This window comes from Rhizobium sp. NXC14, from assembly GCF_002117485.1.
Lineage (GTDB): Bacteria > Pseudomonadota > Alphaproteobacteria > Rhizobiales > Rhizobiaceae > Rhizobium.
Window position 1 is genome coordinate 258694 of sequence record NZ_CP021031.1, and the last position, 19263, is coordinate 277956.

Annotated in this window: 19 protein-coding genes; 4 read left to right on the plus strand and 15 right to left on the minus strand. The window is 57.7% G+C overall.

Annotated features, from left to right (window positions below):
* The first annotated feature begins 144 nt into the window (after positions 1-144).
* Both hisC and NXC14_RS23085 read left to right on the plus strand, forming a co-directional pair.
* Positions 145-1233 carry a histidinol-phosphate transaminase gene (gene hisC / locus NXC14_RS23080; protein ID WP_085780412.1) on the plus strand — a complete coding sequence of 363 codons (1089 nt, stop codon included), beginning with the start codon at positions 145-147 and terminating at the stop codon, positions 1231-1233.
* Positions 1234-1462: 229 nt separating this feature from the next.
* Complete coding sequence (locus NXC14_RS23085) at positions 1463-2488, plus strand: LLM class flavin-dependent oxidoreductase (RefSeq protein WP_085780413.1); 1026 nt, start codon at positions 1463-1465, stop codon at positions 2486-2488.
* Between the two features lie 220 nt (positions 2489-2708).
* Here the strand turns inward: NXC14_RS23085 and NXC14_RS23090 are convergent, their stop codons facing one another.
* From NXC14_RS23090 to NXC14_RS23150, 13 genes are all read right to left on the minus strand, one after another.
* Entirely contained in the window at positions 2709-3650 is a 942-nt protein-coding gene (locus tag NXC14_RS23090) for an SIR2 family protein (RefSeq protein WP_085780592.1), read from the minus strand.
* 29 nt (positions 3651-3679) lie between these two features.
* Positions 3680-3892, minus strand: a complete 213-nt coding sequence (gene nifT, locus NXC14_RS23095; protein ID WP_020923581.1) for a putative nitrogen fixation protein NifT — start codon at positions 3890-3892, stop codon at positions 3680-3682.
* Complete coding sequence (locus tag NXC14_RS23100) at positions 3889-4191, minus strand: nitrogen fixation protein NifZ (protein WP_085780414.1); 303 nt, start codon at positions 4189-4191, stop codon at positions 3889-3891. The genes nifT and NXC14_RS23100 overlap by 4 nt, the downstream gene beginning before the upstream one ends.
* Positions 4192-4272: 81 nt before the next feature.
* Complete coding sequence (locus tag NXC14_RS23105; protein ID WP_085780415.1) at positions 4273-4479, minus strand: 4Fe-4S binding protein; 207 nt, start codon at positions 4477-4479, stop codon at positions 4273-4275.
* 33 nt (positions 4480-4512) lie between these two features.
* Positions 4513-5991 (minus strand): nitrogenase cofactor biosynthesis protein NifB, encoded by a 1479-nt coding sequence (nifB, locus tag NXC14_RS23110; RefSeq protein WP_085780416.1) that lies wholly within the window; start codon positions 5989-5991, stop codon positions 4513-4515.
* A gap of 214 nt (positions 5992-6205) precedes the next feature.
* The gene (nifA, locus tag NXC14_RS23115) at positions 6206-7897 is read right to left on the minus strand and encodes a nif-specific transcriptional activator NifA (protein WP_244920114.1); all 1692 of its coding nucleotides are present in this window, start codon (positions 7895-7897) and stop codon (positions 6206-6208) included.
* A 226-nt stretch (positions 7898-8123) separates the two neighbouring features.
* On the minus strand, positions 8124-8423 hold the full coding sequence (locus tag NXC14_RS23120) for a ferredoxin family protein (protein ID WP_020923576.1): 300 nt from the start codon (positions 8421-8423) through the stop codon (positions 8124-8126).
* A 12-nt stretch (positions 8424-8435) separates the two neighbouring features.
* On the minus strand, positions 8436-9743 hold the full coding sequence (locus tag NXC14_RS23125) for an FAD-dependent oxidoreductase (RefSeq protein ID WP_085780417.1): 1308 nt from the start codon (positions 9741-9743) through the stop codon (positions 8436-8438).
* 11 nt (positions 9744-9754) lie between these two features.
* A complete protein-coding gene (locus NXC14_RS23130; protein ID WP_085780418.1) occupies positions 9755-10864 on the minus strand; it encodes an electron transfer flavoprotein subunit alpha/FixB family protein in 1110 nt (369 codons plus the stop codon).
* Positions 10865-10880: 16 nt separating this feature from the next.
* Positions 10881-11732 carry an electron transfer flavoprotein subunit beta/FixA family protein gene (locus tag NXC14_RS23135; RefSeq protein WP_085780419.1) on the minus strand — a complete coding sequence of 284 codons (852 nt, stop codon included), beginning with the start codon at positions 11730-11732 and terminating at the stop codon, positions 10881-10883.
* A gap of 176 nt (positions 11733-11908) precedes the next feature.
* A complete protein-coding gene (gene nifW / locus NXC14_RS23140; RefSeq protein ID WP_085780594.1) occupies positions 11909-12292 on the minus strand; it encodes a nitrogenase stabilizing/protective protein NifW in 384 nt (127 codons plus the stop codon).
* A gap of 325 nt (positions 12293-12617) precedes the next feature.
* Positions 12618-13814: a cysteine desulfurase NifS gene (gene nifS / locus NXC14_RS23145; RefSeq protein ID WP_085780420.1), complete on the minus strand. Its 1197-nt coding sequence runs from the start codon at positions 13812-13814 to the stop codon at positions 12618-12620.
* Between the two features lie 151 nt (positions 13815-13965).
* Complete coding sequence (locus NXC14_RS23150) at positions 13966-14280, minus strand: iron-sulfur cluster assembly accessory protein (protein WP_085780421.1); 315 nt, start codon at positions 14278-14280, stop codon at positions 13966-13968.
* 453 nt (positions 14281-14733) lie between these two features.
* Here NXC14_RS23150 and NXC14_RS23155 point away from each other — a divergent pair, with 453 nt between their 5' ends.
* Positions 14734-15429: a nitrogen fixation protein NifQ gene (locus NXC14_RS23155; protein WP_085780595.1), complete on the plus strand. Its 696-nt coding sequence runs from the start codon at positions 14734-14736 to the stop codon at positions 15427-15429.
* Between the two features lie 29 nt (positions 15430-15458).
* Here the strand turns inward: NXC14_RS23155 and rpoN are convergent, their stop codons facing one another.
* Together rpoN and NXC14_RS23165 are read right to left on the minus strand one after the other, a co-directional pair.
* Positions 15459-16913 carry an RNA polymerase factor sigma-54 gene (gene rpoN / locus NXC14_RS23160; protein WP_085780422.1) on the minus strand — a complete coding sequence of 485 codons (1455 nt, stop codon included), beginning with the start codon at positions 16911-16913 and terminating at the stop codon, positions 15459-15461.
* Positions 16914-16987: 74 nt separating this feature from the next.
* The gene (locus NXC14_RS23165; RefSeq protein WP_085780423.1) at positions 16988-17527 is read right to left on the minus strand and encodes a peroxiredoxin; all 540 of its coding nucleotides are present in this window, start codon (positions 17525-17527) and stop codon (positions 16988-16990) included.
* Between the two features lie 580 nt (positions 17528-18107).
* Here NXC14_RS23165 and NXC14_RS23170 point away from each other — a divergent pair.
* Complete coding sequence (locus tag NXC14_RS23170; RefSeq protein ID WP_086083888.1) at positions 18108-19235, plus strand: glycerophosphodiester phosphodiesterase family protein; 1128 nt, start codon at positions 18108-18110, stop codon at positions 19233-19235.
* The last annotated feature ends 28 nt before the right edge of the window (positions 19236-19263 follow it).

The window sequence follows — 19263 nt, forward strand, 5'->3', positions numbered from 1 at the left end:
CCACGGCGGTCCCGGGCTATCTAACGACGGGATGTTCATTGTCGCCCCACCCGGGCGGCTCGAACGTCCGAGGCCCAGATGGGCTTCAGCAGGAGACAGCCGATCACGTCCTCATGGGTCGGCTAACTGAAACGGAGAAAAGATATGTCTGATGCAAAACTGCAAAGCGTGATTTCGGCGCTTACGCAGGTGGCGACACAGTTGAATGCGGTGCCAACAAGTCAATCGGCGCCGGATGCCAATTGCGTTAAACTGAACACGAACGAGAATCCATTTCCGTTACCGATGATGGTGATGCAAAGCGCCCTTTCGGCCCTCGAGCGGCATTATATGTATCCCGAAGATGACAATTTGAGCCTGCGGGCCGCAGCCGCCAATGCCTATGGCCTCTCCCAGGATCAGGTGATCGCCGGCAATGGATCGTCTGAACTGCTGGGGCTCATCTACAGAGCTTTTCTATCTCCGGGCGATAGCGTGGCGATGGTGTCGCCGGGTTTTTCCTTCAACCGCAAACTTGCCATGTTGCAGGGTGCTCGATTTCTCGAAGTTGGATGGGGCGACTCTTATTCGCTGCCGATACAGCAATTGCTTCTCGGTCCCGCAAAAGATGCGAAATTCATCCTGCTGGCCAATCCGAACAATCCGACTGGAACATTCGTTCCGGTGGCCGAAATCGACCGCTTGGTCGATCAATCCGACCGATTGATAGTGGTGGATGAAGCGTATGTCGACTTTGCGCCCGATGATGCCCTTCGCCTTGTGGATCGCCATTCCAACCTCCTGATATTGCGAACGTTTTCGAAAGGGTACGCCGCCGCGGGAATTCGGGTCGGATTCGGCTTTGGTCATCCTGAGCTTATCGGGAGGCTATGCAATCTGCAAAATGTCTTCAACATGAACCTGATCGGCCATGCGGTGGGCATCAGTATCCTTTCGCACCGCGCCGACTACGACGAGAACCACAGATATATTAAGCATGAAAGACAGAGAGCAACCACCGCCTTGTCTCAATTCGGATTTTCTGTGATCCCTTCCCACACCAATTTTTTGCTTGCGCGCGTGCCACCGGGACAAGATGGCAAATGGTGGCAAGCGTCTTTGGATAGGCGCAATATACTTGTAGCCGTCTTTCCCGATGACGGCTTGGAAAATTATATCCGCGTCAGCATCGGTACGAGAACGCAAATGGACACGTTCATTTCAGCGGTCAGGGATATTTCTGAAAGCCTGTAGCGCCGGCCGGTTAAATACCGCTGGTCGCCGCTTGTCGGCAAACACATCATACAGCCAAGATCATTGTCGGACTGAGATCTCCGCACAGCACGAGGTCGACGCGGCCATTGTCTGGGACTGGTTGTCCGCGGTGCATCAATCGCAAGTCCTCACGCGGCGAACCGTGATCGAAGCCACATTTTGATCGCCTGGACCTAGGTTTTTTGGTCCAAATACTTGGAGACATCGAATGGCAAACGCCCCTTCAAATCTAACCTTCGGCATCTTCGATCATCTGGATGAGAACGGCTGCGACATCGCCGAACAATATTCAGATCGTCTAAGGTTAGCAGAGGTATGCGATGACCTCGGTTTTTATGCGTATCACCTCGCCGAGCACCACTGCACCCCGCATGGGAGGGGGCCATCGCCAAATCTGTTTTTATCAAGCGTCGCACAGCGTACGCGCCGGCTTCGTGTCGGACCCTTGGTCATGCTGCTGCCACTTTATCATCCGCTGCGGGCGTTTGAAGAAATCTGCATGCTGGACAATTTGAGCGGCGGTAGGGTCGAGCTCGGAATAGGGCGCGGCTCTTTCTCGGCCGAGTTGGGTTATTTCGGGATTGGTGCGGACGCGGCGCCAGGCTGCTACGCGGAAGCGAGTGAAATCCTTTTAAATGCGATGAAAGGCGGCACGCTGTCCCATAAAGGCGAGCATTTTGAGCTGAGCAGCATTCCTCTGACGCTAGGACCTCATCAACGTCCCCATCCGCCGACGTGGATCGCGACCAACCGGCCCGAGTCAGCTCGCTGGGCGGCTGCACATGGTGCGAATATTGCCTGCGTCGGACCTTCCTCTTCCGTCCGCAAAGTTACTGACGCTTTCCGCGCCTATCAACAGCACGATGCGGACGCTGGCGATCAAGCGCCATTTCGTGGGTTGCTCCGCATGGTCGTGATCGGAGCTTCAGAACTGCATGCCTGTTCGCTCGCAGCGTCTGCTTACGAACATTGGCTCAATAGTTTTAAGTTTCTTTATGATCTCAACGAACTCCAGACTCCTCCTAACCTGCCGCTGACTTTTGACGAGGCGGTCGAAAGTGAATTATGCGTGGCAGGAACAGCGGCTTCGGTGCGACAAACTCTTCTTGATCAGCTGGAAGAGGCCGGCGCGAACTACCTTCTGTGTCAACTAGCGTTCGGGAGCCTGCCGCTGGACGCTTCCCTATATACCGCAGCCACCATTCAATCCGAAATTATGGCTCAACTTGGCTGACGGAAGGTTCCGAATGGGGAGCTTATCATTGCGAAGCGCTTGTCGGCACTCCCCGCAAAGCTGCGGGGGGTGCCAACGCCTGGGACGACCCTGCTGCAGGGTCGCCAAATAGCGCCCATCACTAGCCCTTAGACATTCAGGCCTCGGGCTTCTGTTTGTTTGTGGCAGTCCATCAGCCGACCTTTGTTTGCAACGGATCGACTTTTGCCTTCGTCCGGCTCTAGCGGCTACAGGGATGCGCGCCGGCCGCCGCTGTATGGTTCTGCCCACTCTCTGCCTCACTGCCATATGGGGCAAGCAAAGCCGCGGCTTCGCGCATCGGCAGGTCGACAACTGTGATTGAGCTCGCTGCAAGGAAACGGCGTTCGTTTTTGGTCAGACTTTCTGCATCAAGCACTGCAAAATGTGGGCCGCTGGAGCGCTTTATGATCTGCCGAGCGAAGATTCGGAGCATCTGATCGTCGAAGCGGCAGCCGATGAAAAGAAAACCACGATCCCTCCGTCGTTTCTTTACCAATTCAGGGATCGGCGTCTGGATATCGATTTCGGTTAGGACTTCGACATAGTCGGAATCGGACACCAAAAAGTTTGCGGCTGGCCTAACACTGCCATGCGGCGTATAGAGGACCGTCCTTGCCACGGGCGCGGGTTCGACGTTCCTCCCGGAAAGATCGTAGTTTTTCGTCCAAATATCGCCGACGCTGTTTGCGCGCGCCACCCCTTGTATCTCGACGACGTCCGTTCGGCCGGTCTTGGCGAAGGCCGCACGCATTGTCCCGTCGTACCAGCCGTCGACGATAAGGGAGAGCGGCAGCGTTGCGAGCCAGTCGTGAAGAGCGGTCGGCGCCACGGGCGCTCCAAATATTTCCGCCATCCAAGTCTGAAGTGTCTTGCGATGCCGCCGCTGTTCGATGAACTGCGCGACTGACCACATATTGCTACGTATCCTGGAAGGGGCAGGTGTACGTGTGTTGAGTGCGGCGGAAACGGCTTGCGGGGTGTGCGGTACAGGGGGTTCCGTGGATTGCAGCCGGAGGAGATCCGGACCGAGATAGGGGATTACTCCGTCCGCGGTCAGTGCTTCCTTTAGCAGCTCAAGCCATTTTACGGCGTCGCCGTTGCGAACGACCAGGAGACGGTCCGAGGTCAGGACTGTGTTCATGCTGTTTCCCTTGCCTGCCGTTTGCACCATCAATCCCCGTCAGAAATCTTCCTCGCGTCGACGGTGATCGGCAGAGGCGTATCCCGCGATAGCTTGGGCAGGACGAGCCTCCAGCCGTTTCTGAGTGTAACTGTGCCGCCCCACAATTCATCGGTTTCGACATTGACGATGGGCTCTTCGAGATCCTTCTTGGGAACGTAGGCCGACAAGCCGGCGCTCGTTCTGCGAATCATGACCTTCATGTCGATATTCCTTCATTAGGGGCAGCCGCGGCTTTTTCGAGGCTCGTCAGTTCACGTGCGCGCATGCCGACGACAGTGCCGCGATCGACCCATTCGACGGCATAGATGTAAAACTGCTGGAGAAAGGTGCCGATGTCGCGCACATAGCCTTCGTCGCCCTTCCGCACCAGATTTTCGCCGATGTTCTTGCCAGCATAGGTGCCGTCATTCGTTACATGAAGTCTGGCCCGCACCCGCTCGCCAGGTCTAAATCGTGGAGGCTTGTGGATTTCGACCCCCTGTTCACGTCCAAGGCCCATGGGCGTTCCTCCTTCTGAGAACTGCAGATGTCAGCGAAGGGGCTCAAGGCTTCTGCGCAGGAGCCCCGACAATGCTGAAGGTTAAATTGCAGCAGCCGCGGCAACGCAGGTCTTAGGCACGGGACAGACCTCCGCGCATTGCTGCGTTTCGAAGCTACCCTTGCATTCGGTGCATTTTTCCGGGTCGATCACGTAGGCCTCACCTTTGAACCGGATCGCGCCGGAGGGGCATTCGAACTCGCAGGCACCGCACTGGGTGCATTGGGATGCAATGATCCTGAAGGCCATTTTAAACTCCTGAAGATGTTGGAATAAGAGCGCTTAGGCCGTCGCAGCTTGCGGTTCGGCCCCAAACTTGTCGGCGTAAAGGGCGCCGATGGCGGTCTCGATGTAGTCATAGCCATAAGCGTCGGTTGCCCGAACCCCGGCCTCCATGAGCCGATTCTTGGGGAACTCCCCGATCTTGGCGCATAGGACGACGTCAACGCCGTCGAGCGCGGCGATGATACCGTCGAGTGTCGCTTCCTCGCCCACCCCTCCAAGACAATACTGTTCGATCTTGTGATGCGCGACGTAGGTGATGCCTTTCGGCGAAGCTTCGTATATTTGGAATTCCCTCGCGTGCCCGAAGTGCTCGTTGATGCGACCGCCACCCTTCGTCGCCACCGCGACCTTGAAGGACCCGTCGCCGGCTGCCTTGACGATTTCGAGTGCCTCGCTCTTGGCGGTGGCGTGATCGCCTCGTTCGCGCGCGACCACTTCCCGATAGGTCTCGCGCTTGTGGGGGTCATAGGTGATCTCTCCGGGAATCTTGTCGAGGGTGAACTCCTGGCCGCGATCGTCCCCCAGCAGGCCGACCGCATCGGCCCGGCACTGCCGGCAATGGCGCATCAGCTTTGCGCCGCCTTCGAGACGATCCTGGAGCGCCTTCAGTTCGACCGCCCGCGGACCGCGCTGTCCTGTCAGGCCGTAGTAGGTGCCGTGGGCCGGATTGGAAATCAGCGGCATGACGTTGTGCAGGAAGGCGCCCCTCTGCTTGACCGATTTGTTTACCTCGATAAGGTGCTCGTCGTTTATGCCTGGGATCATCACCGAATTGACCTTGGTGAGGATGCCGCGCGCGGTCAGCATCTCCAGGGCCAACATCTGCCGCTCGTGCAGAATTCTGGCGCCTTCGACGCCGGTGTAACGACGGTTGTGGTGAAAGATCCAAGGATAGATCTTTGCGCCGATTTCAGGGTCGACCATGTTGATCGTGATTGTCACGTGATCGACATTCATGTCGACAAGTTCGGCGACGCGGTCTGGCAGCGCAAGCCCGTTGGTGGAGATGCACAGCTTGATGTCGTGGATCTCGCCGGCAATTCGTTTGAACGTTTCCTTTGTCTTCTTCCAGTCGTAACAGGCATCGCCCGGTCCGGCGACGCCGAGAACGGAAAGCTGCGGCACTTCATTGGCGACGGCGATGACCTTGCGCAGCGCCTGGTCTGGCGTCAGCTTTTCCGAGACCACTCCAGGCCGGCTTTCGTTGGCGCAGTCATATTTGCGGTTGCAATAGTTGCACTGGATGTTGCAGGCTGGTGCGACCGCGACGTGCATGCGCGCGAAATAATGGTGCGCTTCCTCTGAATAGCAGGGGTGATTCTTGATCTTCGCCCAGATAGCCTGGTCCATGTCGACCGGCTTTGTGGACACGTCACATGACGAGGATGTGCAGCCACTGGATTTCGCGGTCACCGGCAATTGATCCAAGGGTCTCCTGCTGGTCAGGCTCTCAAGCGAAATCATCGGTGCGGACATTGAAGGCTCCGTTGCTGATTGACGTCGCCTTTCAAAACGCAAAAGCTATGCCATCCCACGGAATGGTTTTACTTCGATAATTTCCCTTTGTTGTCCGATTCCGCCCAATTGTTCAAACGCAGATTTGTCAGCTTTCAGACAGCGACAAACAAATTGGCCGTGAAGGTACTTCAAGCACATGAAATGCGAGAAGCGCAAAACGCAACCGGTACGGTTAAAGCTTCTTCACCTCGATGCGATGCTGGCGTAGAGCATAGCCGACCTGACGCGGCGTGAGGCCGAGGATACGAGCGGCCTTGGCTTGGACCCAACCTGCCTTCTCCATCGCATCGATCAACCGGTCCCGTTGCGTGAGACGCGACTCCATTGCCGGACAACCGGCACTGTTTGGATCACAGGCCTTGACGGAAGATACGTCCTCCGACGCGACGGTGCGCCCGGCCGCGCGCGGCGACGCTGCAGGTATCGAGTTGTTCCGTGCAAGTTCACCGATGGTATTGCCGCCGGGCGACACTTCGGTTCCTTTCCAGAGGCGCGAGGAAAGGCACTGGCCGTTCTTGCAGGCGAAATCGGACGAAACGATCGAGCTTGAACGCGCAAGGGTGGCTGTCCTTCGCACGCAGTTTTCGAGTTCCCGGACGTTGCCAGGGAAATAGCATTGCGACATCACGTCGATCGCCGACGGGGTAAACGTAAGCTCGGTTTGGTTCTCCTTGTTGAACCGGTTAAGAAGAACCTTCGCCAGGCGAGGAATATCGCCGGGTCGCTCTCGAAGCGGCGGCAGGACAATTGGAACTACGCTGATGCGGTAATACAGGTCGGCCCTGAACTCGGCGTTTGCGACAGCCATTTCGAGGTTCTTGTTCGTGGCGCATATGAGCCGGACGTCGACCGCAAGCGTCCTGGTGCCGCCCACACGCTCCAGTTCGCCTTCCTGCAAGACGCGCAGCAGCTTGGCTTGAAAGGCGGGCGAAATTTCGCCAATCTCGTCAAGCAAAAGCGTTCCACCATTTGCCAATTCGAAGCGTCCGGCGCGCTGCCCGATGGCCCCGGTGAAAGCGCCCTTTTCATGCCCGAATAGCTCCGATTCCAGGACACCTTCAGGCAGCGCGGCGCAGTTCAATTTGACGAACGGCTTCTTCCTCCGAGGTGAAAGCTCATGGATTGCCTGTGCAAAGAATTCCTTGCCGGTGCCGCTTTCGCCTCGCAGGAGCACGGTGGAATTCGTCCTTGCCACGACCGAGACGGTTTCAACCACCTGCTGGAGGGCAGGGCTATTCCCGACAATGCCGTCGATTTTGACGGATGGATGCCGGCCCGGGGCGCTTGCCTGCGCGATGAGCGGCTTCTCCGGTCTCTGTTGTCCCCCGATAGGTCGCTGAACGTCCAGGTTCAGGAAACGATGAAGCCGGATGGTCCGACCGACGAGATTGGCGACCATGGTCAGGAAGCGAACATCCTCGTCGGAGGAGAAGGTGGCGGTGCCGTTTCTCACGCGGTCAATCGATATTGTGCCGATTATTTTTTTATCAGCCTTTACCGGAACGCCAATAAAGGTAACTGGGACAGTGCCGCTGCTCCAAGGCGGTTGCGGATCGGCTTGAAATAACTCGGACTTGCCAACATCCTGTACGACAAAGGGCGTGCCGGTCGTCACGATATGGTCAATTACGGCCTTCGGTATGACGCCTCGAGCGGCTGATGGAGAGGCGGGGGGAATGTCGCCAGTGGCGGCAATCTCGGGCTGTCCTTCAGCGTCGAGCACAACGATTGCTCCGTGCCGTATCTGCAGAAAGGAGGAGAGGACGTTCACGACATTGGCAAGCGTGATCTCTAGCCGGGCGGGGGCAGTCAGGACCTTCGATATCTCATAGATTCCGCTGAGCTGCGTGCCCGCTTGGCGCACAGGTTCAGCAGGTAGCGCAGATAGGGATTCCACTCCATCGGCCGATCGCGCGGGCATGTGGGTCATTGTATGGCCTTGGGTTTGTCTAGCGTTTTGTCAGAACCTCTGCTGGCGTGTATTTGCAGTAATCTCTCATGCGATTTTACAACACGCACCTCTGCAAGTTTATGAAGCGCCTGGCGGCAAACGCGCGATGTTGGTCTCGGCCGTTGCCTCACGCAAGCCTTCATCCGAACTTGAAGAGAACCCCGAAGCCGCCTCTCGGATAGTTCCACTCGATGTCTCCACTTGCCTCACAGAGGATGCGGCACGTGCCGCACTCCATGCACCCGTCGGCAATAATCTCCACTTGGCCCTGATCATTCAATTCGTAGCACTTGGCCGGACAGACACTTGTCAGGGCATACAGATTTACGCTCGGCCACTCGTGCGGTCGCACTCTAATGTGCGGGCGTCCTGAATCGACGACATAACGGTTTTGGTAAAGCTTGTCCTCTACACGTATGTTCGTCACTGCAGTCGTCATCTCATGTCTCCTTCAGCGCCAGGCGAGCGCCAAGCGGACCGCATCACTAACCAAACCCAAGCGCGAGCGTGCCTTGATGAAGGCGGCCGTCGCCGCCCGTTCCTTGTCGAGCTTCGGAGTGCTGTCCACTCGCATAAAGCTCTGCGCTGCCTGCGACAGCAACTTTGGATACGTTGTGAAGAAGTTGCGGGAATTGGTGTGTAGCAGGGCAGGCATGTCCTTGTATTTCCTCAAGTCTTTGATAACAAAAGATTGTTCAAGCATCGACTTGTAAAGGGAGAGGTTCTCCTTGATCATCGGCTTCTTGCGGTTCTTGATCTGGGCGATCGCTTCGCCGGCGATGCGCCCCGACGTCATGGCGAGGTTGGATCCCTCGCGGTGCACCGCATTATTGAGCTGCGCCGCGTCGCCGACGACCACCCAGCCGTGGCCAAAAAGCGGCGGGATTGCCTTGTAACCACCTTCGGGAATGAGATGAGCCGCATATTCCTTGACTTCCGAACCGGCGATCAGCGGCTTCACCGAAGGATGGTTTTTGAATCTTTCGAGCAGGTCATAAGGGCTTTCCATGGTTACCGCGAATTCCGAGACGAGGCAACCGATGCCGATCGAAATCGACTCTTTGTTGGTATAGAGGAAGGCGAGCCCGGCCATGTTGCGAGTGATAGTGCCAGCTGCCTCGATGACGCAGCCTTCGTTGGCCTTGAGGCCGAATCGCTGGTCAATCACCTCTTCGGGCAGGAAATGCATTTCCTTGACGGCGAGCGCCACGGTTTCCGGCTTTGGCGTGTCTCGCAAACCGGCCCGTGTGCCGAGAAGTCCGTTGACGCCTTCTGCGAGAACGACCACGTCAGCGAGGATCGCCTCGCCGGCGCGGTCGGTGCGGACGCCGATCACCTTGCCTTTTGGATCGCGGACGAGTTCGGTCGCGGTCGTCTCGCATAGAAGCGTCGCTCCGGCCTCGCGCACTTTGCGTGAAAACCATTTGTCGAACTGGGCGCGAATGACGGTGTAACGATTGGGTCTCGACTCATTGAAGTCGTCCGAGCGGTACTGCATCCCGATGTGGGATGTGTCGTCCATCATCCAGAAGCGTTGCTCGACCAGATGCCGCTCCAGAGGCGCGTCATCCCGGAAATCCGGCATGATTTTCTCCAGCATGTCCGCGTACATGATGGCGCCCTGCACATTCTTGGAGCCCGGGTACTCACCGCGCTCCAGCTGCAACACCTTCATGCCGCGGCTTGCCATCGTGTAAGCAGCTGCGTTGCCGGCCATGCCGGCCCCGATAACTATGACGTCGAACTTTTCCTCGGTCATGGTGCGCGCCCTCAGTTTGCAAGCTTATCGCGACTGTGCGGCGATAGCCGATGGGTAAAGAGTTCAGTCAATGACGGCAGTAAACGGATCGCATCGGTGACGACGCCGAGGTGGGCGAAATCAAAAATCGGCGCGTTGGGGTCGGTGTTGATGGCTAGAATGAGATCAGCTCCCTCGACGCCAACCCGATGCTGGATGGCCCCGGAAATGCCGGCCGCTATGTAGAGCTTCGGCCGGATAGTTTTGCCGGTTTGGCCGATCTGCCGATCAGCCGGCATCCAGCCCTTCTGGACGAGAGGGCGCGAACAGCCATAATCGGCCCCGATCGTCTGCGCGAGTTTCTTCACAAGGTTCAGGTTCTCCGCCGCGCCGAGACCGAGGCCTCCAGCAACGACGACATCAGCATAGGCGAGATTGGCCGTCGCGGACAGGCCATCAGACAGGAAGCCGACGACTTTGGTAACGATCTCTTCCTCGATCATCGGCACATCGTGTTGAATGACGCGTCCGATCTGGTTATTCCCGCGCTGCGGCATGGCCATGACTCTCGGTCGAACCGTTGCCATCTGCGGCCTGCAGTTGAGCGTGTAGATCGTGCATAGCAAGGAGCCGCCGAAGGTCGGCCGGGTCGCCGCAAGCGAGCCGTCCGCATCCACATCGAGTTCGGTGCAGTCCGCCGTGAGGCCTGTCAACAAGGTCGTCGCCACGGAACCGGCAAGGTCGCGGCCGAGCGTCGTTGCCCCTAAAAGCAGGATTTCCGGCTTGTAGGTGGTAACCAGCTCCGTCAATGCTTTGGTGAATGGCTCGTTCCGGTAGTCGGCGAGCAGTGGAGCTTCGACGAGGTAGGCAAGGTCGGCGCCATAAGCAAAAGCCTCGGCAATGGCAAACCAGGTGAACTCTCCCGGCGGTCCGAGAACGACGCCGGCAAGTTGGACGCCGAGCTTGTCGGCGAGTTTGCGGCCTTCCCCGAGCAGCTCGAAGGAGACGGGATGGACCTTGCCGCGCTCCAGCTCGATGAAGACCCAAACGTGCCGATGGGCCTTAAACTGCTCGGGCAGCTCCTTCTTCATGGCGGCGCGGCCAACGGCTGGAGGAGGGCTTTCTCGATTGGTGCTCAACATTGTCGCTCCTTGCCTTTCACGCATCGCCGCAGAAGGCGAGTTCGCTTTTCAGCGCCGGCTGGCGCAAAAAGATCCCGGCGATCAACTCTTCCGCGAGATCCCGCGGCGTTTTTTCCGTGGTGTCGATCTGCTCGGCCTTTTCCGCCCGCTCAGGCGGGGCAAAGACTCTCTTGACGACGGTTGGCGAGCCACGCAGGCCGCATTTGGTGAGGTCCTCGATGCCGGCGTCGGCTGCACTCCACTTCACGATCGCACTGCGCGCAGCGCGCAGCGCGTCGTCGAGCGAACCGCGGCGGATCTCGTTGCTGCCTTCCAGCATGGTAATGAGGCAAGGGAGCTTGCTCTTCAGCGTCTGCGTGCCCCCTTCCGAGCGGCGCTCAACAGTGATCTCCCGCGCATCGAGATCAATGGAAGCGATCTTCGCGACATAGGTGAGTTGCAGGAGGTCAAGGCGCTTGGCGATGCCGGGCCCGACCTGGGCGGTGTCGCCGTCGATCGTTTGCTTGCCGGTGAAGACGATGTCAGGTGTGCCGAAGCTCTCACCGATTTTCGCGATCGCTTGAGATAGAGCAAATGAGGTCGCAAGAGTGTCGGAACCGGCAAAATGGCGGTCGGTCAGGAGTACCGCGCGGTCCGCACCATAAGTGAGCACTTTGCGCAGCGCGTCTTCTGCCATTGGCGGCCCCATGGTAAGCACGGTCACCTCGCCGCCATGACGGTCGCGCAATCTAAGGGCCTCCTCCATGGCAAATAGGTCATAGGGGTTGATAATGGTTGGCACACCCTGACGCATGATTGTGTTCGTCACCGGATGGACACGTATTTGTGTGGAGTCCGGCACCTGTTTGATACAGATAACGATGTGCATGGCCGGTTCTTACTCCCTCCCTAGATGGATGGCGGGCTTGTCAGTTCATAACCTTGCTTGCATCATCCGTGCCAACCCTCTGACATTCGCTATCCCGTTGAAACCTCTCTGGTTTGGGCCATGTCAGCGTATGACTGGATTGTAGGGTTCCCGACATTGTCGTGTCGCAACCGTGCTCATTCCTTCTCGAACGGCATCAGGAAGGATGATAACGGAACAAAGGCGCGGCCGGGTGTGACCGCTCTGTCCGGATTGTGGTCCTTCAACACCTTGAACACCCGGTGTGCGAGGGGCGCAGAGGTCGCAAAATCCCCGTAGGCTCTTTCCAGTATGGCACAGGCACGGGCAGCGATTACCTGGTCAGGAAGGTCGGAGAAGTCCTCCGCCGCCAGGTATTGGCCCATACGCTTCATGATATGGAGCCGGGAGACATCGAGAACCTTCGGATCGTAGAGGACGCCAAGGAGTTCGAAGAACTCCTCCGCGGCCGATAGGCCTTTCAGCCGATTGAGGATGTCCTTGACATCAATGGGACTGCTGTCAGCGGAACAAAGGCACATTGGGTTCCCCCTGTCGTGATTGGTGATCTTCAGATCGTTCTCCCCTAGCTCACGCTGCAACATGCGAAATGCGCGGTTCGAGGAGCAATATGCAGTCCATCGCAAGGCAGTCGCGTCGCCACTGGACGGTGCATAGGCTGGAGGTTGAAATCAATCCACCGATGTTAGCGAGAGGTCCATTGCGATGACACGCCGCGGGACGTACTCCGTGACCACCGCACTGGCGGTGACCTGGCAATCGGCGTGACTGAACGATGCCGGGTGAGCGCTAGCCGTCATGCAGCTCGTATCGCTGAGGAAGATTTGTCGTTCCATGATGGCGCTTCTAAATCTCCCCTGAACGGGCCGGACCGCTCGCTTTGGCCACGCGGCCGAAACGGGAATCGTCCCGCAGCTTCTCCACGATGCCAGGTATGACTTCGAGTACTCGGTCGACATCCTCGTCACAGCTATCGCGCGAGAACGAGAAGCGGATTGTTCCGTGCGCCACAGCGTGAGGGATGCCCATTGCCCTCAAGACGTGGCTCGGCTCCAGCGAGCCGGAGGAACAGGCAGAGCCGGAAGAGCAGGCGATGCCATAGCGATTGAGGAGAAGAAGCATCCCCTCACCTTCGACATGTCGGAAGGCGATACTCGCCGTATTCGGCAACCTCTTGAGCCGATCGCCGGTAACGAAGGCGCCTGGGACACGCTGGAGAATCCCGTTCTCCAACCGGTCTCGGAGCGAGATTAATCGGGTATCGTCGTCCATTGATTTCAAGGCGAGTTCGGCAGCCTTGCCTAAACCTACGATCCCGGCCGTATTTTCTGTCCCCGCGCGTCGGTCGCGCTCTTGATGGCCTCCCTTGATCAGTGAGGAGAAGGGTACGCCCCGTCTAAGATAGAGTGCGCCGATGCCTTTCGGTCCGTGAAACTTGTGTGCGGACAGCGACAGCATGTCGATTGCAGTAGATTGCAGGTCCGTTGGAACCTTGCCGACCGCCTGGACCGCGTCCGTGTGGAAAAGCGCCCCGATGTTCTTGGCCATTTCGGCAAGCCTAGCCACAGGGAAAATGGTACCCGTCTCATTGTTGGCCCACATGATCGAAACGATTGCGACACGAGGGGTGAGGGCGGTCTCGTAGGCGTCAAGATCGAGACGCCCATGCCGGTCCACAGGGATCCTGTGAACCTTAACACCGCGCGTCTTCTCCAGATAAGCGCAAAGCGTCAGCACCGCTGAATGCTCGACTGCGGAAGTCACGATCTCTGTGCGGTCAGACATCACCTCCAGCGCTGAAAGGATCGCCGCATTGTCGCTTTCGGTCCCGCCCGAGGTGAACACGATCTCATGATCGAACTCGGCGCCGATCAGCGCTTGCAACTGCCGGCGCGCCTTCCTCACCGACCCGCGGATGGAGGACCCAAAAGCGTGCGCCGACGAAGGGTTTCCAAACTGATCCGCAAAGAACGGCAGCATGGCTTCAACCACTTCAGGATCGACCCTGGTCGTTGCATTATTGTCGAGATAGATTGATCTCATGGGTCAATCTCGACTGATGCGGATGGCATGATGTGCTCGGGCGTCTCTCGCATGTTCGGTTGCTCGCCAGACCGGTGTTCTTCTGAATGAAATATGAGCCATGACCTTTTTTCGGTCGTTCCACATGGGCTCTCTCTCACCTGGCCGGGGATCATCCGAAGGACTTGCCGCAAGTGCACTTCTCTTGCGCATTGGGATTGTCGAAAACAAAACCGGAGGATTCGGGGCCCATCACGAAGTCGATGGTCATGCCGTTGACGTGTGGTAGCGAGCTTGCGTCAACGAACACCTTGACCCCATCTGTTTCGATGACGGCGTCGCCCTGACGCTGGGCGCTCTCCAGCCCCACCAGGTATTTATAGCCGGCGCAGCCGCCCGGCTCGACCGCGATGCGAAAGCCCTCCTGCCCGGCTCGGGAAAGCGTGACGTTCATTACGGCGGCGGCATTCTCGGTGAGTGTGATCATGAGATCATTCCTTTTTGGTCGATGGCGCATTTCGGTTGACCGTGCATGTACCGTGCCAAGACGTCTGGGAAGACCAAGAGCTTCACCGCCCGGGGTTGTATTTCCTGTGTCGTAAAACATCGCAGATCCCGAAACCCGTCAACTTCCAAACGTCCGCCCGCGCATCTCTGTCTGTCACTTCCGGTTGAGCTCTCGTTGCCGCCGCTCCAATCCGAGCGGCTAGGCTACAAATGATCGGGATCCGACAACTACATCCGGGTTTGTCGAATGTGCGACATCAGTATTTGGCACGAGCTTCCGGCTTGAGCGCCTAGGCGCTTAAGCTGTGGAGCGAAAAGCATAATGTTTCCCGAAGTTCGCTTGCGCAGTTGGCACAACTCTTGAAGGCCCGTGACGAGGCTGCGGTCGCCGCCCAGATGAAATCGATCAATGGAACGAGGGAACGAAAGCACAATGTCACATATGCCTCAGATTCGCGGTTTGTGGGAAAAGGGCATCGCCCGCAGAGTGCGGATGTCCTCTGGCTCCAGTCGGCGACCACCCCCACAATCGCCCAGCAGCTGCCGGTGGCCTTGGATGGACGTAGAGAGGGAATTTGATGAATATGTGCTTGCATGCGTCCTTTCACGGGCGCTTGAGGAGATAGATGCCGGCGAGGCGACGGTGACCGAGGCGACAGGGCTTTCGCGTACCGAATTGCGCGAAATCATAAACTGCGGGTTCCCTGCGGTGTGCATCTCGGCCTTCTCGCTGGAAGAGGCGAGCGATCCCGCGATTGGTGCGGAGGAAGAACTTCTGCGAGGCATGCTGTTCGCGCATGCCCTGGTGGGCGATGTCGCGAGCGCCCGTTTTGCCAAAATCATCGCCCGGCGTGCCTTGCGCGATGACGACCTATGGCAGGAGCTCGGTCTCTGCGACCCGGTCGAGCTCAGCCGCTTGCTCGCCACGCATTTCCCCAAGCTGGCGTCCGGCAACACTCAAAATATGAGATGGAAGAATTATCTCTACCGTACGCTCTACGAGGCCGAAGGTTTCTCGCCGTGTACAGCGGCCAGTTGCCACGAGTGCAGGGATTTCAAAGGCTGCTTCGGCGCAGAGGAAGGCAAAAGCGGCCTCGTTGGGACCAAGGGCGGGGTCGATTTGGATTGAGGATACGTCGGTTCGCGGTGAGAAGACCGTTATCCCTCCGCGGCCGCCGATACAAACCGCTTCTCCCGGCGGCGTTGCGCGGACGAGGGGATGTTCATCGCCTCGCGATATTTGGCGACGGTGCGGCGAGCAATGTCGACGCCAGTGTCCTTGAGCCTGGCAGCGATGCCATCGTCGGAGAGCACATCATCGAGCGTTTCTGCGTCAATCATTGCCTTGATCTGATGGCGCACAGCTTCGGCCGAGTGCGCGTCACCGCCTTGGGAGGAGGGGATGGCGACCGTGAAGAAATACTTGAGTTCGAACACACCGCGAGGCGTGAGCATGTATTTGTTCGACGTCACCCGACTTACAGTGGACTCGTGCATGTTGATTGCGTCAGCGATGGTCTTGAGATTGAGAGGACGAAGATGGGCAATGCCATCTTCCAGAAAGACATCCTGGTGGCGCACGATTTCGGTCGCCACCTTGAGAATTGTCGTGGCGCGCTGATCGAGACTGCGAACCAACCAGCTCGCGTTTTGAAAGCATTCGTTGAGGAAGGACTGATCCTTTGAGCTTTGGGCGGTCAGACGGGTCACTTCCGCAAAATAATTCCGGTTGATCAAAACCTTGGGCAGGATGTCCCGATTAAGTTCGATATGCCACCCACCGCCAGGCGAGGGCATGACGGAGACATCCGGTATGATGGGTTCCGACCCTGCGGACTGGAATTGGTTTCCAGGCTTGGGATCGAGGGCGCGGATTTCTTTCAACATGTCGAGAAGGTCGTCTTCATCCACCCGGCAACGACGCTTCAATGCCCGAAAATCGCGTCTCGCAAGCAGCTCGAGATTTGCGACCAGAGCTGCCATTGCGGGGTCGAAACGATCGCGCTGACGCAACTGTATCTCAAGGCATTCGCTGAGATTTCGCGCAAAAACTCCCGGTGGATCAAAGAGCTGCAAGGCCCCGAGAACCCGCTCCACATAAGCCTCCTGGATGTTCAGCCTCTCGGCGAGCTCCTGAAGGTCCGCTTGCAGATACCCGGTCTCTTCCAGATGATCGGCAAGCGCCCCAGCAATCAGGCGCTCCTGCGGTGTGAAGGCGGTGAGGGCGATCTGATGAGCGACATGCTCGTGCAATGTTTCGGTTGAGGCGGCAAACTCGTCTAGCGAAGGCCTTTCCCCGGGCGGAAGGTTGCCTGTGTCGCGGGTTGATTTCCACAGACTGGACAGCTCGGGCATGTCCGTCCCGGCCGGTCGATCAACGTGGTCCTCGCGCACACCAATATTCAAATCTTCCACTGAAACCGACGATGCGTCGCCTGGAGCCTCGCCGTCATTCGACGCCAGGTCAAGAAATGGGTTCTTCTCGATTTCCTGTTCCACGAACTGATGCAGTTCGGTGTGCGCCAGCTGCAGCAAGCGAATAGACTCGATGAGTTGAGGTGTAATAACCAGCGACTGCTGCTGACGCTGATGAAGGCTTGTAAAGGACTTCATGGTTCGAGCAAACTCCTATCGTTCGGCGCAGCTGTGCGCGAAAAGTGGTAGCTGCTGGTCGTTGCCTCCTCTGCTCATGCGAAGGCTGGGGCCTTGAGCCATTTCAAAATATTTTGCGGCGAAGAAACGCCATACGGATCGGTTTCGCAGTTGTCGGCCAAACCTTCTTCCTCGAACCACTTCTCCACGACGCCATTGTTGATTACGGCAGCGTAGCGCCAGGAGCGCAGTCCGAATCCGAGATTGTCCTTGGCGACGAGCATGCCCATTTTTCGAGTGAATTCCCCCGTGCCATCGGGGATAAGCTTGACATTTTTCAGCCCCTGGGCCTTGCCCCAAGCATTCATGACGAAGGCATCGTTGACGGAGAGACAGTAGATTTCGTCAATGCCCTTCTTCTGAAACTCGGCATAATGGTTCTCGAAATCAGGCAGTTGGAAGGCGGAGCAGGTCGGCGTGAAGGCGCCTGGCAGCGAAAAAAGAACTACCCGCTTACCGCCGAAATAGTCGTCGGTTGTCTTGTCTTCCCAGCGGTAGGGGTTGGGGCCGGGTATAGACTCGTCGCGGACCCGAGTGCGAAAGGTGACAATGGGGACCTGCTTTTCCATGATCATCAATGGTGCTCCTCTGGGAAAATTTCGTGGGGCTTTTCGGGTTGCGGCTAACGCAAGCCAACCTCGGCCCACCTTGCCTGGGCAAGCAAGCGTCATGCCATTTGAACTGCAGGAGCCGGAGTTCTGGTTCAAACAAGGCTTTGTCGCCGTACTCGAGCGTGCCTAAGCGGTCATGGTGAATTGTGAAGACTTCTTGTCGCGCCGGCGGTCGGGCGCTCTGTCCACGCATCTCGATCTGCCTGCCGGCGGTTCGTGCGGATGATCCAGTGCGGGACACTGTGTTTTGAGGTTCTACCCGTGCGCGTGTCGACCTGCGCACCTTCCTTTTGTCTGATGCCGGACACAAATGTTCGAGGCCCGACAAAAGGGTCGCCATGGTCGGGCCGCGTCCACCGGCAAATGAGGAAACGCAAGCGGTGCGCGAATAGGCACGAGACTTGCAGATACCTCGCGGATCGGCGCTTGAAGAGGTCGCATACCGCCACGACGACCTCTTTGCAGGGCGATCGCCAACATCTCGAGCTTAACGCGACAGCAATCGGCAAAACATCGCGACTAAACCTTATTCTGAGGATTGATCATGCGTGCATCACTAATTTGTACTTCAGTTGTTGCTTTGTGTTTCTCATTCCACGCCCGTGCAGAGACGTTGCTCCCGGTGAAGTCTTCACAATATCTCGTCAGCGCAATCACAAGGAACATGTTCAGATTGCCAACGCCCGACCAAGACCTTGTCCTGCTATCTGCGCATCGCGGCTCCTGGGAGGTCTATCCCGAGAATTCAGCCTACGCCCTGCAAGATGCCTGGAATTCACAGATTGAGACCGTCGAGGTCGATGCCCGGTTTACCGCAGACAAGGAAGTCATTTTATCTCACGACTACCGGATCGAGCGGGAATCCACCGGAAGCGGCCTGCTGTATGAGCAGAGCTATTCGCAGATACAGCAAGCCGATCTGCGCGACCGCCATGGGCGCGTGTTCAAGGACGCGCAGGGGCGCACAGCGAAGTTCCTGACATTCTCTGCAGCACTTGATCTCCTGGCCCAATATCTCACTGACGATGGGCGCGGTTATGTCATGATCGTCGATGTGAAGGGAGCGGTCGACGACCAGGATCCCACTGATCCCACAGAGCTCATCCAACACTGTCTTGACATCCTCGCGGCCAAGGGGAACCCGCAGCTCAGCAAGGCGGTGGTGTTCAAGCTGAAAGGCAAGGATGCGGTGGATGTTGGCACGTTTCTACATCGAACCACCTACGATCCTAATGCCGTTGGCGGGTTGATCATAGTCGAAAACCCGGACGACGACAGCGTGAAGGTTTCCAATAATGATCCTCATCAGGACACGGTCTATGATCAGTGGAATGGAGCGCCGTTCCCAGTCCAGTTTGAAATGAACCAATTCTATAGAGGTGACGGTCTTCAGGCTTATTTCGGCTATGTCGATCAAAAGCAGGGCTTCGCCACCTATCACGAGAGTAATTACTATCCGGAGGGTGTGGCCAACAGCGCTGGAAAATGCTGCTTCGGGCACAATACCGATCCCACGTCGAACGCTCCCGGAGGCATCGTACCGGACTATCGTGGCGATCCGGAGATGGCGATCGTCAATCGTACCAATCTGATCACCACTGACTGGCCCGATGTGGTCGGCGACATGCTGCGCGCGTTGGGGCGCCGCAACACCAGCGAACTCAGCCGCTGAATGCAACGCACACGCTCAAGGAGCAACT

Bases quoted from the DNA above. Each gene is read 5' to 3' on its own strand.
- NXC14_RS23170 (WP_086083888.1), top strand. From the start codon at position 18,108: ATGCGTGCATCACTAATTTGTACTTCAGTTGTTGCTTTGTGTTTCTCA.
- NXC14_RS23105 (WP_085780415.1), bottom strand. From the start codon at position 4,479: ATGGCCTTCAGGATCATTGCATCCCAATGCACCCAGTGCGGTGCCTGC.
- nifT (WP_020923581.1), bottom strand. From the start codon at position 3,892: ATGAAGGTCATGATTCGCAGAACGAGCGCCGGCTTGTCGGCCTACGTT.
- NXC14_RS23100 (WP_085780414.1), bottom strand. From the start codon at position 4,191: ATGGGCCTTGGACGTGAACAGGGGGTCGAAATCCACAAGCCTCCACGA.
- NXC14_RS23085 (WP_085780413.1), top strand. From the start codon at position 1,463: ATGGCAAACGCCCCTTCAAATCTAACCTTCGGCATCTTCGATCATCTG.
- nifS (WP_085780420.1), bottom strand. From the start codon at position 13,814: ATGAGATCAATCTATCTCGACAATAATGCAACGACCAGGGTCGATCCT.
- nifB (WP_085780416.1), bottom strand. From the start codon at position 5,991: ATGTCCGCACCGATGATTTCGCTTGAGAGCCTGACCAGCAGGAGACCC.
- NXC14_RS23155 (WP_085780595.1), top strand. From the start codon at position 14,734: ATGTCACATATGCCTCAGATTCGCGGTTTGTGGGAAAAGGGCATCGCC.
- NXC14_RS23130 (WP_085780418.1), bottom strand. From the start codon at position 10,864: ATGTTGAGCACCAATCGAGAAAGCCCTCCTCCAGCCGTTGGCCGCGCC.
- NXC14_RS23090 (WP_085780592.1), bottom strand. From the start codon at position 3,650: ATGAACACAGTCCTGACCTCGGACCGTCTCCTGGTCGTTCGCAACGGC.
- NXC14_RS23125 (WP_085780417.1), bottom strand. From the start codon at position 9,743: ATGACCGAGGAAAAGTTCGACGTCATAGTTATCGGGGCCGGCATGGCC.
- NXC14_RS23165 (WP_085780423.1), bottom strand. From the start codon at position 17,527: ATGATCATGGAAAAGCAGGTCCCCATTGTCACCTTTCGCACTCGGGTC.
- NXC14_RS23135 (WP_085780419.1), bottom strand. From the start codon at position 11,732: ATGCACATCGTTATCTGTATCAAACAGGTGCCGGACTCCACACAAATA.
- rpoN (WP_085780422.1), bottom strand. From the start codon at position 16,913: ATGAAGTCCTTTACAAGCCTTCATCAGCGTCAGCAGCAGTCGCTGGTT.
- NXC14_RS23150 (WP_085780421.1), bottom strand. From the start codon at position 14,280: ATGATCACACTCACCGAGAATGCCGCCGCCGTAATGAACGTCACGCTT.
- nifW (WP_085780594.1), bottom strand. From the start codon at position 12,292: ATGTGCCTTTGTTCCGCTGACAGCAGTCCCATTGATGTCAAGGACATC.
- hisC (WP_085780412.1), top strand. From the start codon at position 145: ATGTCTGATGCAAAACTGCAAAGCGTGATTTCGGCGCTTACGCAGGTG.
- NXC14_RS23120 (WP_020923576.1), bottom strand. From the start codon at position 8,423: ATGACGACTGCAGTGACGAACATACGTGTAGAGGACAAGCTTTACCAA.